We start from the raw sequence: 11,860 nt of genomic DNA on the forward strand, positions 1-11,860 counted from the left end.
ACGTGCCCGCGCCGAGTGAACGTCGCAGCGGCGAGGTGATCGGGAAGTGAGCACCTTCGGCAATCTCCCCAAGACCGAGGGCCCGTGGGTACGCCCCACCGCCGAGGCGCCGGCCGAGCCGCGCTGGGGCCACGCCGACGGCCTGCAGATCGGGCTGGCACCGCTGCCCGGGCCCCGCGGACTGATCCGCGTGTACGCGCCCTACCTGGGGCATGCCAGGGAAAGAGTGGTGAACTTCTTCGCAATCGAACCCACGCCGGCCGGCACCGACGAACGGGGCTACTCCGAGCTGGAGTGGAGCGAGCTGGACGGCGCGCCTGGAAAGCGTCTCTGGTCACTGAACGATCCGACGGACACCCAGCCGGCCGACCCGCTGCACCCGGCTCGTGGTGTCGTCGACAAGGACGGCGGGGTCGAGCGGTTGACCGTCTTCATCGGTTGCGAACGCTTCGCCAACGGCGCCGACGTGTACCTCCGCGCCACCTTCCGCGCCGACCGCCCGCACGAGATCGCCGTCGCGCTGTTCCGTCGCGACACCTCGGTAGCGCTGGATCGGGCGACAGTGTCGGCGACGATGGGCAACTGGGCCCGGCTACGTCGACTGCACCTCAGCGACCGATGGGTGACCCCCCAGGAGCTGTGGCCCGGCTTCGACGGTGACGGTTTCACGGTGCACGCCCGCTTCGGGCTCGCATCCATGCTGCGGGAACCCGACGGCGCGGCGGTCGTCACGGCCGAACCCGATGAGGAGCTCCCGGTCACCGCGGCATACGCCGAGGACACCAGAGACCACTGGCACTACCTCGGTGAGCGGGCGACCCAGAGCTGGCGAGCGGCGGACCCGGGACCGGACCTCGAAGTGCTGGTGAACGGGCGATTCTGCTACTGGGCGTCGCAATCGCCTATACCTGGCGGCACCTCGTTCGAGAACTTCGAGCTCAGCGAGCCGTTCGCGGACGGCCGCGAGTACGCCTTCGCCGTGGAGCCCATGGGCTGACTGTTTCACACCGGGTCGACCGCGTGCACCGGCGAGGTCGCCGACCTCAACGGCCGGTGCGGCTGCCAGCGGAAGCGCCGCGCCCCGCCGAGCGCGGCCGCTCTGCGGGGCGACCGGCACCGCCTCGGCCGGGTCCAGCCGGCTGACCGCGGCCATCCCCTCCGACCTGCGTTCCCCCGGCACGTATTCCGTCACGACCTGGGCCAGAGCCGACCCGTCGGGCGGCTTCGGTGAGCACGGTGAACCCGGTGGCCTCACACCCGATCTCGGTAATGGATGCGAGGCAGTGCCGCGACGTCTGTGGACTGCGGCCGGTCGTCATCCGGCTTCCACGGTCGGCAGCGCACCTGCTAGTCAGCTGGCGCTGCGGTCGCTCCGGTTGTCGGTTCCTCCACCGTCGGGTTCTCGGTCGGCTCCCCCGTCGGGTCCTCGGTCGGGTCCTCGGTCGGGTCCTCGGTCGGGTCCTCGGTCGGGTCCTCGGTCGGGTCCCCCGTCGGGTCCACGGTCGGGGTTGCCGTGGTTCCGCCGGTCGGCGCTGCGGTCGGTGCCCCGGTAGCGCTTCCAGACGTGCTGGGGTGTGGTGTCACCGAACTGCTCTCCCCTGAAGGGGTGGGGCTGTTCCCTGTGCCCCCGCCTGCTGAACCGGTGGCAGTCGGGGCAACGGATTCAGGCGCACGAACCGGCATCCCGGCAGGACTGCGGGTGGCCGGTTCACCGCCACCGGCGCCGGGGCCGGGATCCTCCTCCGATGGCGGCGCCGGTGTCGGCACCGCCGGCGGCACGGACGGTCCGCCGGTCGGGCCCGACCACATCCCGGTGGGGTCAGCGAACACCAGGACGGCAGCCACGGCAGCCAGCACTCCGAGGAGCACCGCGAGCGTCGTGTTTCCGCGTCTGGCGGCCTTGCTCGACGTACCGGCGAGGGCAGGATCCGGGGCGACCAGGTGCACGGTGTGCGGCCCGGCCGAGACCGCCCCGGTAGTGGCCGGCCGCTCGGACGAGTCCGCGAGGGTCTGCGCCGCGGTGGCCATGGCCGCCGCCGTCGGGAATCGGTGAGCTGGTTCCTTGGCCATCGCGGTGGCCACCAGCTGCCGGACCTCCGCCGGGACGTCCTCGGGCAGCGGCGGCGGCTCGTCTTCGAGGTGCCGCAGTGCCACCGCGACGGCGTTGTCACCCTGGTACGGGGGCCGACCGGCCAGGCAGTGGTAGACGACGGCACCCAGTGCGTAGATGTCGATCGCCGATGTGGTCTCGTTCTTGGACACCTGCTCGGGCGCCATGTACAGGGCCGTGCCGAGGACCTCGTTGGTTCCGGTCAGGCTCGCCGTGTCCTGCGTGACGGCCACCCCGAAGTCGACGAGTACGACGTGCCCGTCGCGCCCGATCATCAGATTGCCGGGCTTGACATCACGGTGGACGACGCCTGCGTCATGCGCGGCCTGCAGGGCGCGGGCGGTCTGCGCCGCGACCGACATCGCCTCGGCGACGCTCAGCCGGCCGGCCCCGGCTATCCGCTCCGACAAGGGCTGTCCCTGCACACATTCCATGACCATGTACGCGACCGGCGCGCCCGACCGGGACGTTTCGCCGTAGTCGTAGACCTGGGCGACACCCGGATGGCGCAGGGCCGCCATGGCGCGCGCCTCGCGGCGGAACCGTTCGCTGAAACCGGCGTCGGCGACCAGGCGGGGATGCAGCGTCTTGACGGCCACGCGACGGTCCAGGGTCTCGTCGACGGCCAGCCACACGTCGCCCATCCCACCGCTGGCGATCGTTTCGACCAGGCGGTAACGGCCCCCGACAAGTTGCCCCACAGTCGGCATAACCATCCCGTACCCCGGACTCGCCGACCTCAAGCACCGCAGCGACGCCTCCGCCCGAGATCGCCGCGCTCCGAGCGGCTGTCGCCGGTACGACACCCCGGCGCCGACCACGCGCGACCGGGCCGGCGCGGGTCGACACCGCCTCGGCCCGCACGCCGGTACGGGAGTTCCCGCCGCTCTCCCCCGACGAGGAGGTCCTTAGGATCGACCGGTAGAAGACCGCGTCTTCCCCACCGGGGATGTCAGCGTGCAGTTCGGCGAGAAGCACTCGCGACTCAGATACCGAACCGGTTTGCCGAGCGACTCCGCGTAGGCGATCTCCCGTCGGGTCGACTCACCTATGTAGCCGCCCGGATCCACGATGTACACCTCGTCGGCCATGCGAATCTTCTGGAGGTGCACGCCGCCGAGCCGCCCCTTCAGGTCAGCGCTGTCGACCGTCCAGTCGTAGTCCGGCAGGTCGGGGAGGCTGAACATTCCGAGGCTGATCACGACGCAACCTTCCATCGTGAGCCGCTGGTTGACCTCCGCGAACTCAGCCTCAAACGTGGTCGAGCCGCAGAGCGTGATGACCTTCGCCTCACCCTCGGCCGACTGCGGCGCCTGCTGGTCCTCCATGAGCTTCATGATCGCTGAACGGCAGGACCAGTCCATCGCCGCCCCCTGGACGTGACCGTGGCCTGCTGTCGTGCTGTGGTCAAGCTGGACAGCCTGCGCCACGAGGAGCCGATCGGTTTCGCACGGACAATGCGGTTCAGGTTGGAGACGGCTGGCACACCCTCTAAAGCTTCCTAGGACATTGGCTTCGCGGAGACCAGAGATGCCATCGGACTCGACGCGCCCGCTGATCCGGGAACACGGTCAACTCGACCCCGGCGGTCCGGTCCAGCGACCTCCGGGCCGCCTGGTTGTCGAAGCGCCCGGGTGGCGAGGTGTATCGCCACCCGGGCCGGCCCGGATCGTGTCCCCTGCGCTGACGCCGGCGCGCGACCGGGTCAGAACCGCTGCCTGCGGCCAACCCCGGCGAAGGTCACCCCGTTCGCCCCACCGAACCCGGAACCCGTGATGGTCAGCGTCGTACCGCCGGCGGCCGGTCCCTCGCCCGGCGTCAGACCGGTCACCTCGGCGCCGGCGCCGTCAGCAAGGTAGGTGCGCGTGAGCAGCGCGGACGGCGGCGGAAGCGGACGTACGGTCTGCGGCCTCAACGGCGCGCCGTGAGAGGCACGAGGACGAGGACGGCGACGCCGAGTGCGCTGGCGCCGACGGCCCACCACCAGAAGAATCCGGAGAAGACCGAGGCGATCAAAAGCCCGATACCGAGGCCGGCCAGCAGGCCGAGGCCGAACAAGGCCCGTGGCCGCAAGGCGAGGTACGGCAGACGCCGTACCACGAGCACCTCCAGCCAGGTGCCGCCCACCGCCAGCAGCGCCGCGCCTACCCCGTCCACGGCGGACAGTCCGTGCCCCTCGCTGACCGGCACGAGGACGCGACCTTCACCACCGGCGGGGACGAAGAGTACGAGCACACCGGCGACGATGAGCAGAGCGGTGACTGCCACCTGGGTGCGCGGCGCATCGCCGACATCGTGAGACACGGTTTCAGTCTTGGTCATCCGGCACTCCGGCGGCAGGAGCCGAATCGCCGAACATCGAAAAGTTTGAACGAAGATCGCCACATCCTGATCTCGGCTTCCACCCCCGGCCCGGCCCTGACCGCGGCGCGACCCGGCGCGATCGGTCGGCACCGACCAGCGGCAGATCCGAACACGTGACCTCGGCAAGTCCGCGCGGCGCGGAGGTGGCAACCGCGGTCAGCGTGCCATTCGGGTCGCTGCTCAGGCCGGTCAGGCGGCCGGTTCAGGCGTAGGCGACCGGTAGCCACCGTGGCTCGTGACCAACGCGTCCGCCACGAGCTCAGCGTCAGCTTCTGCCACCTCCGCCGGGTACTCCGGCAGCAGGTCGTCCCAGACGACCAGCCACGACCCGTACAACTGCGCCTGCCCCTCGGGCCGAGCGAAGAACCAGACGTGCAGGTGGGCGCCACCATCTCCGATGCGGTAGACGTGCGCCCGCGAGATGTGCGGCAGTGCCTGCATGTGGCGCACGATGCGGGTGCTCAGAAGCCCGAGTTCGGCGGCCAGCTCGTCGGGTAGATCCGCCATGTCGTAGTGATCGCGCGGATGCAGCATGAGCACCAGCGGGACACCCACTCCCGCAATCCGGACCAGCCGCCAGTGATCGTTGAACCAGATCCCTTCGTCCCGATCGCGGCAGGCGTTGCAGTCCGACGGATCCTCGCCGTGCCGCGGCGGCTCCGGGAGCACCGGCGGGCGTAGCGGCGCCACACGTAGTCCGTCCGGCTCGAACGGACTGATGTCCCATCCCGTCATGCGGGCCAGCGGGAGCCGACGCTCGCTGTCCGCGACGGCGACTGCGTGGTCATAGAACTCGTCGGGTCGCAATGCCATGCGGCGAAGACTAGTACGACAAGATCCCAAGCGATCTGTAGGTCCGTTGTGGCTGTACCACGGGCGCTGACCTCCAGCGTGTGTCTGAGGGCACCGGCACGCACGCTAATGCCCCAGTCCCACCAGGTGAGCGGCCACATTCGTGGGGCCGCGCTACGGGCAGTTCGCCAGTCGCGACTCGACGAAGTGGCTGAGGCGTTGCGGCAACGGTCAAGCGGCGCCGATCAGGCGCAGGGCCGGCTCGCGTAGTTCGGCCGGGGCGGCATCCGGGTGACCGGCTTTGAACGGCGGGTCGGGCGCGTACTCGATCGCGAGTTGGACCGCCTGCGCGGTGACATCATCCCGCATGAGCGCGAGGAGCGTGAGGGCCATGTCGATGCCGGACGCCACCCCGGCCGCAGTGACGATCTTGCCATCGGTGACCACCCTCTCGCTGACCGGCTCGGCACCGACTGTCGCCAGCCGCGACAGCCAACCCCAGTGTGTGGTCGCCCGCCGGCCCTGGAGCAGGCCGGCGGCGCCGAGCAGGAACGAGCCGCTGCACACCGAGGTGGTCCAGGTGCTGTGTTCGTGCGCCTGCCGGATCCAGTCGAGCAGAGCCGCGTCGGCCATGGCGGAAAGCGTTCCGGGACCACCGGGAACGAGCACCACGTCCGGCCGCGGCACGTCGGCGTAGGTGGCGGTCGCCGTCAAGGCCAGACTGCCGACGTCATCGACGACCGTGCCGGTCGCCGCGGCGACGAAGGTGACCGTCACGTCCGGCGCGAAGGCCAGCACGGTGTACGGCCCGACCGCGTCGAGTGCGGTGAACCGCGGGTACAGCGGAATCGCGACGTGCATGCTCAACTCACCTTCGCTTGGAACCGGCGCCGGTAGTCGCCGGGAGAGATCCGCCAGTGCCGGCGGAAGACGCGGTACAGGGTCTCGGGCGCACCCAGCCCGGACTGCCGAGCGACGGCGTCCAAGGGTTGGCCGGTGACCTCGAGGAGCCGGCGCGCGGCATCGGCCCGGCTACGCTCGACGTAGCGGCCCGGCGAGATGCCGGTCTGCTCAGTGAAGACGCGGGAGAAGTGGCGCTCGCTCATCGCGGCCCGGCGGGCCAGGGTGGGGACGCTGAGATCCGCGGTGGGGTTCTCGTCGATGTACGCCTGCAGCCGCCGCAGCGGCTCGTCATGCGGGGTGGTGGCGCGCATGGCCGTGCTGAACTGGCTCTGCCCGCCGGGCCGATGCAGGTACACGACCAGGCCGCAGGCGACGTCCCGAGCCAGCGCGTGGCCGTGGTCGGCGGCGACAAGCGCGAGTGCGAGGTCGACGCCCGCGCTGGCGCCGGCCGACGTCCAGACCGGCCCGTCGTTGATGTAGATCGGGTCACCGTCGACGTCCACCTCGGGGTACCGACCGGCCAGCTCGCCGGTGACCAGCCAGTGCGTCGTCGCCCGGCGTCCGGCGAGGAGCCCGGCCTCGCCGAGCAGGAACGCCCCGTTGCAGACGGACGCCACGCGCCGCGCTGAGCCGGCCAGGCGGGCGATCCCCTCGATCAGGTCGCGGTCGCCGAGACGGTCCGGCACGCCCAGCCCACCCACCACCAGCAACGTGTCGATCGGCCCGTCGATGTCCGCGATCGCCGTGCCGACGTACGTCGTGAGGCCGTTGTGAGCTGGGACGGTGCCTGCCCGGACAGCGGTGATTTCCAGCTGATAACCGCGTGTCGGCGACAGCAGGCTGGCCGTGGCGAACACGTCGGCCGGGCCGGCGAGGTCGAGCAACTGGAACCCGTCGAACACGACGAGCACGACGCGGCGGTGCATGCGTTCATGCTCACTGGCCGAGCGAAGTGGCGTCAACGACGCGGATATTGCACATCACGCCACGGCTCAGCGTCCGGCCCCCGAACGCGGGACGCACGAAAGCGGAATCATCTTCCATCTCGGACGCGCAGCGGACGCTCGCGACCTAGCCTCGTCGGCATGAACATCGCGCAGCAGCCCGTGTGCGGCGAGGCCGGGTCATGAAGGCCGTCGTCTACCACGGGCCGCGCACCGTCAGCGTCGACACCGTCGAAGATCCCCGGATCGAGGACCCGACCGACGTGATCGTGAAGATCACCTCCACCGCCATCTGCGGTTCGGACCTGCACATGTACGAAGGCCGCACTAAGGCGGAGCCCGGACTGGTCTTCGGCCACGAGAACATGGGCACTGTCGTGGAGGTCGGATCCGGCGTCGCGTCGGTGAAGGAGGGCGACCGGGTGTCGATGCCCTTCAACGTCGCCTGCGGCTTCTGCAAGAACTGCCTCGCCGGCTACACGGGGTACTGCCTCACGGTCAACCCGGGCTTCGGCGGCGGGGCCTACGGGTACGTCGCGATGGGGCCGTACCGCGGCGGGCAGGCCGAGTACCTGCGCGTACCGTTCGCCGACTTCAACTGTCTCCAGTTGCCCAAAGGCGGTGAGCACGAGAACGACTTCGCGATGCTCGCCGACATCTTCCCCACCGGCTACCACGGTGTCGCGATGACGAACCTGCGTCCCGGCGAAACGATCGCGGTCATGGGCGCGGGGCCGGTAGGGCTGATGGCCGCCTACTCCGCGGTGATCATGGGCGCGGCGAAGGTGTTCGTGGTCGACCGGGTACCGTCACGGCTGCAGCTGGCCGAGTCGATCGGCGCGATCCCGGTCGACTATTCGAAGGCCGACCCGGTCGAGCAGATCCGCGACCAGACCGGCGGCGACGGCACCGACAAGGGCGTCGACGCGGTCGGCTACCAGGCCACCGCGACCAGCGGCGAAGAACAGCCGGCGAGCGTGCTCAACAGCCTGATCGAGATCGTCCGCGCCACCGGCACGATCGGCGTCGTCGGGTTGTACGTCTCGCACGACCCGGGCGCACCCGACCCGCACTCGGCCAACGGAGAACTGCTGTTCCGGGTGGGCAAGCTCTTCGAGAAGGGCCAGCGGATCGGCACCGGGCAGGCCAACGTGAAGGCCTACAACCGGTACCTGCGCGACCTGATCATCGCCGGCCGGGCGCGGCCCAGCTTCGTGGTCAGCAAGCAGCTTCCCCTCGACGACGCGCCCGACGCGTACGCGCGATTCGACGGGCGCGAGGAGGGCTACTCCAAGGTCGTCCTCAAGCCCGCCGCCTGAGCCGACAAACCGACACTCACCCGCAGGGAGCATCCATGGCGACCGTCAACCTCGCCGACGCCCGCCGGATCATCGAGGCCGCGGAGGCGCGGGCCGCCGAGATCGGTCAGCCGATGAACATCGCCGTGGTCGACGTGGGCGGCAACCTCGTCGCCCACGTACGGATGGACGGCGCCTGGACGGGCAGCATCGACATCAGCGTCAACAAGGCGTGGACGTCGCGGGCGTTCGACATCGCGACGAAGGAACTCGGCGCGAACGCGCAGCCAGGGCAGCAGTTCTACGGGATCCACGCCAGCAACCACGGCCGCGTGATGATCTTCGCCGGTGGTATCCCGCTGCGCCGCGGCGGCGAGGTGGTCGGCGCGGTCGGCGTCAGCGGCGGCACCGGCGAGCAGGACCAGACCGTCGCCGAGGCGGGCGCGGGCGCCCTCTGACGGTTCCGCGCCCCGAACAGCTCGTCGAGCCCGACGCAACCGACGGGCCAACGGTCGCGCGGATCAATCCGTGTCCAGGGCGGTGACCCCCGGGGGTCCGGCACCCGACCAGCGGGTGCCGGACCCCATCCGGTCAGCGGTTGTGGGGGAGCTTCAGCTCGAAGGTCCCGGGACCGACGTTGCTGAGCGTGGTCGCGTTCGCCGCGACGTACCGGTCCAGGTACGGGGAACGATCGCCCTGGGTCGGCACGTCGAACCGCGGGTCCTGCACGTCAAGGGCGAGCCGCGCGTCGGAGACCTTGATCGTTTGCCCCGAGGGAACGTCCCGCCAGCCGGAGGCGCTGACCGTGCCGATCTGCACCCCCAGCCGGTGCCCACGCTCGAACGTCCAGTCCGTCGCCTTCAGCTCGACCAAGGTCGACCGGCTGCCGTCCAGCAGCGCGGCGTTCTCGTTGAACATCGTCGCCGTGCCGTCCGGTGCCACGTCCCACAGCCGTACCAGCACGTTGCCCCGCCCGGTGGTCTTCAACGTGACCTCCGGGGTGGCCGTGATCCGCACCTGCTGGGTGACAGGCTTGGACCAGCTCCAGAAACTGTTGCCGGGTGCGTCGGCGTTCTCCGTCTGCACGGCTGCCAGCGGGTCGGTCGACGACGCGTTCTCAATGTCCCAGCCCTTGGCCTGCGCCGGAGATGCCAGCCGGGCAGTGCTCTGTGCGGCGCCGCCGTCGTCGACGTACCGCCCGGACGACAGCCGAACCCGGTACGAGCTGTCGGCCTTCGGCCAGGTCGCCTGCGCCCGCCAGTTCGCGAGACTGTCCTCGATGGCGAACGCCGGGTCGGCCACCGACGGCTTGATGCCGCGCAGGTACTGGTCGTAGAAGCGCATCACCTCGTCGAACCAGCCCGCCCGTCCCATCTTGAGCCGGCCGTCGGCGGTGGTGTCGTTGCCGCGGACGTGCTCCCACTGACCGAGCCAGCCTCGTTCCGGGCCCTTGTGGTTGTCGAGGTACTGCTCCATGTCCTCGGGCTTGGTGTTGTCCTCGATGAAGCCCGACGTGACGAACAGCGGCGTGTGGGTCCCGACGGCGCGGGTGGCGAAGTCGCGGGCCCGCCAGTACGGCGACGTCGGGTCGGGGTCCTGGGTGTCGGTCTGGTTGTTGCTCAGACACTCGGGGTGGCTCGCCTCGTACTGCGCGTTCGCCTTGTACCGGTCGCTGTCATCAGCCAGCGGCGCCATCGTCGCGATCGAGCCGTACCCTCGTGGGCTGCTGGTCGCGTTGGAGCGCGGCACCCCGTTGCTGAACAGGTAGTTGTACCTGTTCCACGTCGGCTCCTGGGCAACGATCGCACGCAACGGCTTGAGCTTGAGGACGTTGGCCGCCAACCCGGTGTTGGCGTCGTACGACTTGCCGTACATGCCCACCTTGCCGGTCGACCAGGGCCGGCTGGCCGCCCATTCGACGGCTGCCTTGATATCGGCCTGCTCCCCTGGGCCGAGGAAGTCCAGGCAGCCGGTGCTGCCGCCGAAGCCGCGCAGGTCGACCATGACGAAGGTGTAGCCGCGGGCCATCAGGTCGGCGCCGTCGATGAAGTCCTGGAAGCGTGCCGAGGGGCCGACCCGGTCCCAGCCCTCCGGATCGGTCTGCCCGGCGTGGGCGAAGTAGGGGCCGACCGAGAGGACCACCGGCGTCTTCGCGTTCACCGGCAGGTGCGCCGGACGCAGCACATCGGCGTGCAGCTCGACTCCGCTGCCGTCCGAGGACGGGAAGTACGTCTCCGTCCACGCGGCACCCTCGGGCACCCGTGGGTTCTCCTCGTGAGTGATCGGGGCATCGGTTGCGGCGGCAACCGGACCGGTCTGCGCCGCCGCGGGCGATCCGCCCGCGCTGACGGTCGTGATGATGGCCAGTGCACCGGCCGCCGATACGGCCGACACCTTCCTGCGAAGGTTCATCCACCCTCCCCGTGATGAGCTCCAGGCGATGCGCCGCCCGGCTAGCCATCGAGGCTAACGGATCTTCGCCTTCCTGTCTCCCATCGGCCGGAGGTGTGGTTCGTCCACTGTGGGAACCCGAAGCCCTGTCGTCGGCGCTGATCTGGATGAATTCGTTGCCCGCACGGCAGCGGCTGCAACCCGTAGCCGCGCATTGCCGCCTCAGCGAGCGTCGCGACGCGCCGCCCACATCTCGCGGGTCATCTCGTACTCGACCTCGCCCAGATCCGCTCCCGCACGCGGCTCGTCCCAGCGCGGGAAGTACGTGCGAACGTAGCGCATGGCGATGGCCTCCATCACGCCACGAGACCCGGTGTTCACGGCCATGGTCTGCGCTATCACCCGGGTCTGACCGACGGTGTCGAAGGCGTGCCGCAGCAGGGCGCGGGATGCCTCGGTGGCCAGCCCTCTCCGCCAGTACCGCCGGCCGAGGCGGTAACCCAGGTCTGTGACGGTCGGGTCGTCAGGTTGATCGGGGCCGTGCGCCGGCGGAAGCATCATCAGGCCGATGAACTCGCCGGCGTCCTCACTTGGCGGCGGCGTCGAGCCACGCACGCCGCCATCTGACCCGAACGCCATCCAAAAGCCCAAGCCATCGACCTTGCCGGCCAGGGCCAGCCGCTGCGCGTGGGACGCGACCACCTCGTCCCTGGATCTCGCCCGGCCGCCGAGGTAACGAAGCACCTCCGGATCGGAGTCGAGCTGAATCTCCAACTCGAGATGCCGGTCGGCAAGGGGGATCAGCAGCAGACGGTCGGTATGCAAGATCGGTTGGACCATCCGGCAACGATCGCATGGAGATGCCGGCGGAAGCGATCGGTTTCTTCCGCTTCTTCCGCAGGCCGGCCGATGTCGGCTGTTGCTGGATTTGCTGTGGAAACGCGTTCAGGGCCACCCCAAAACGGGGTGGCCCTGAACGGAAAGAATGTCCGGCGGTGTCCTACTCTCCCACACCCTCCCGAGTGCAGTACCATCGGCGCTGGAGGGCTTAGCTTCCG

The 11,860-nt window shown here is 69.9% G+C and carries 12 protein-coding genes; 3 read left to right on the plus strand and 9 right to left on the minus strand.

Annotated elements, in window-relative coordinates:
- Nucleotides 1-46 precede the first annotated feature (46 nt).
- Nucleotides 47-997, plus strand: a complete 951-nt coding sequence (locus ABZS42_RS23495; protein WP_355148591.1) for a hypothetical protein — start codon at nucleotides 47-49, stop codon at nucleotides 995-997.
- A gap of 350 nt (nucleotides 998-1,347) precedes the next feature.
- Here ABZS42_RS23495 and ABZS42_RS23500 read toward each other — a convergent pair whose 3' ends face one another.
- From ABZS42_RS23500 to ABZS42_RS23530, 7 genes are all read right to left on the minus strand, one after another.
- Nucleotides 1,348-2,820 carry a protein kinase gene (locus tag ABZS42_RS23500; RefSeq protein WP_355148593.1) on the minus strand — a complete coding sequence of 491 codons (1,473 nt, stop codon included), beginning with the start codon at nucleotides 2,818-2,820 and terminating at the stop codon, nucleotides 1,348-1,350.
- A gap of 198 nt (nucleotides 2,821-3,018) precedes the next feature.
- Nucleotides 3,019-3,438: a hypothetical protein gene (locus ABZS42_RS23505; RefSeq protein WP_355148595.1), complete on the minus strand. Its 420-nt coding sequence runs from the start codon at nucleotides 3,436-3,438 to the stop codon at nucleotides 3,019-3,021.
- Between the two features lie 377 nt (nucleotides 3,439-3,815).
- Nucleotides 3,816-4,025 (minus strand): IPT/TIG domain-containing protein, encoded by a 210-nt coding sequence (locus ABZS42_RS23510; protein WP_355148597.1) that lies wholly within the window; start codon nucleotides 4,023-4,025, stop codon nucleotides 3,816-3,818.
- Nucleotides 4,022-4,432 carry a hypothetical protein gene (locus ABZS42_RS23515; protein ID WP_355148599.1) on the minus strand — a complete coding sequence of 137 codons (411 nt, stop codon included), beginning with the start codon at nucleotides 4,430-4,432 and terminating at the stop codon, nucleotides 4,022-4,024. Before ABZS42_RS23515 ends, ABZS42_RS23510 begins: the two co-directional genes overlap by 4 nt.
- Before the next feature lie 231 nt (nucleotides 4,433-4,663).
- The gene (locus ABZS42_RS23520; RefSeq protein ID WP_355148601.1) at nucleotides 4,664-5,287 is read right to left on the minus strand and encodes a hypothetical protein; all 624 of its coding nucleotides are present in this window, start codon (nucleotides 5,285-5,287) and stop codon (nucleotides 4,664-4,666) included.
- A gap of 210 nt (nucleotides 5,288-5,497) precedes the next feature.
- The gene (locus tag ABZS42_RS23525) at nucleotides 5,498-6,127 is read right to left on the minus strand and encodes a DJ-1/PfpI family protein (RefSeq protein ID WP_355148603.1); all 630 of its coding nucleotides are present in this window, start codon (nucleotides 6,125-6,127) and stop codon (nucleotides 5,498-5,500) included.
- A 2-nt stretch (nucleotides 6,128-6,129) separates the two neighbouring features.
- On the minus strand, nucleotides 6,130-7,095 hold the full coding sequence (locus ABZS42_RS23530) for a GlxA family transcriptional regulator (protein ID WP_355148605.1): 966 nt from the start codon (nucleotides 7,093-7,095) through the stop codon (nucleotides 6,130-6,132).
- Between the two features lie 200 nt (nucleotides 7,096-7,295).
- Here ABZS42_RS23530 and ABZS42_RS23535 point away from each other — a divergent pair, with 200 nt between their 5' ends.
- Both ABZS42_RS23535 and ABZS42_RS23540 read left to right on the plus strand, forming a co-directional pair.
- On the plus strand, nucleotides 7,296-8,432 hold the full coding sequence (locus ABZS42_RS23535; RefSeq protein ID WP_355148607.1) for a glutathione-independent formaldehyde dehydrogenase: 1,137 nt from the start codon (nucleotides 7,296-7,298) through the stop codon (nucleotides 8,430-8,432).
- Nucleotides 8,433-8,467: 35 nt separating this feature from the next.
- Nucleotides 8,468-8,869 carry a heme-binding protein gene (locus tag ABZS42_RS23540; protein WP_350792165.1) on the plus strand — a complete coding sequence of 134 codons (402 nt, stop codon included), beginning with the start codon at nucleotides 8,468-8,470 and terminating at the stop codon, nucleotides 8,867-8,869.
- A gap of 133 nt (nucleotides 8,870-9,002) precedes the next feature.
- Here the strand turns inward: ABZS42_RS23540 and ABZS42_RS23545 are convergent, their stop codons facing one another.
- Both ABZS42_RS23545 and ABZS42_RS23550 read right to left on the minus strand, forming a co-directional pair.
- Nucleotides 9,003-10,823, minus strand: coding sequence for a CocE/NonD family hydrolase (locus ABZS42_RS23545; protein WP_355148609.1), 1,821 nt, complete (start codon nucleotides 10,821-10,823; stop codon nucleotides 9,003-9,005).
- Between the two features lie 201 nt (nucleotides 10,824-11,024).
- On the minus strand, nucleotides 11,025-11,642 hold the full coding sequence (locus ABZS42_RS23550; protein ID WP_355148611.1) for a GNAT family N-acetyltransferase: 618 nt from the start codon (nucleotides 11,640-11,642) through the stop codon (nucleotides 11,025-11,027).
- Between the last annotated feature and the right edge of the window lie 218 nt (nucleotides 11,643-11,860).

It is taken from the genome of Micromonospora sp. NPDC005367 (genome assembly GCF_040606825.1).
In the GTDB taxonomy this organism is placed as follows: Bacteria; Actinomycetota; Actinomycetes; order Mycobacteriales; family Micromonosporaceae; genus Micromonospora.

Bases quoted from the DNA above. Each gene is read 5' to 3' on its own strand.
- ABZS42_RS23500 (WP_355148593.1), bottom strand. From the start codon at position 2,820: ATGCCGACTGTGGGGCAACTTGTCGGGGGCCGTTACCGCCTGGTCGAA.
- ABZS42_RS23505 (WP_355148595.1), bottom strand. From the start codon at position 3,438: ATGGAGGACCAGCAGGCGCCGCAGTCGGCCGAGGGTGAGGCGAAGGTC.
- ABZS42_RS23515 (WP_355148599.1), bottom strand. From the start codon at position 4,432: ATGACCAAGACTGAAACCGTGTCTCACGATGTCGGCGATGCGCCGCGC.
- ABZS42_RS23520 (WP_355148601.1), bottom strand. From the start codon at position 5,287: ATGGCATTGCGACCCGACGAGTTCTATGACCACGCAGTCGCCGTCGCG.
- ABZS42_RS23525 (WP_355148603.1), bottom strand. From the start codon at position 6,127: ATGCACGTCGCGATTCCGCTGTACCCGCGGTTCACCGCACTCGACGCG.
- ABZS42_RS23530 (WP_355148605.1), bottom strand. From the start codon at position 7,095: ATGCACCGCCGCGTCGTGCTCGTCGTGTTCGACGGGTTCCAGTTGCTC.
- ABZS42_RS23535 (WP_355148607.1), top strand. From the start codon at position 7,296: ATGAAGGCCGTCGTCTACCACGGGCCGCGCACCGTCAGCGTCGACACC.
- ABZS42_RS23540 (WP_350792165.1), top strand. From the start codon at position 8,468: ATGGCGACCGTCAACCTCGCCGACGCCCGCCGGATCATCGAGGCCGCG.
- ABZS42_RS23545 (WP_355148609.1), bottom strand. From the start codon at position 10,823: ATGAACCTTCGCAGGAAGGTGTCGGCCGTATCGGCGGCCGGTGCACTG.
- ABZS42_RS23550 (WP_355148611.1), bottom strand. From the start codon at position 11,642: ATGGTCCAACCGATCTTGCATACCGACCGTCTGCTGCTGATCCCCCTT.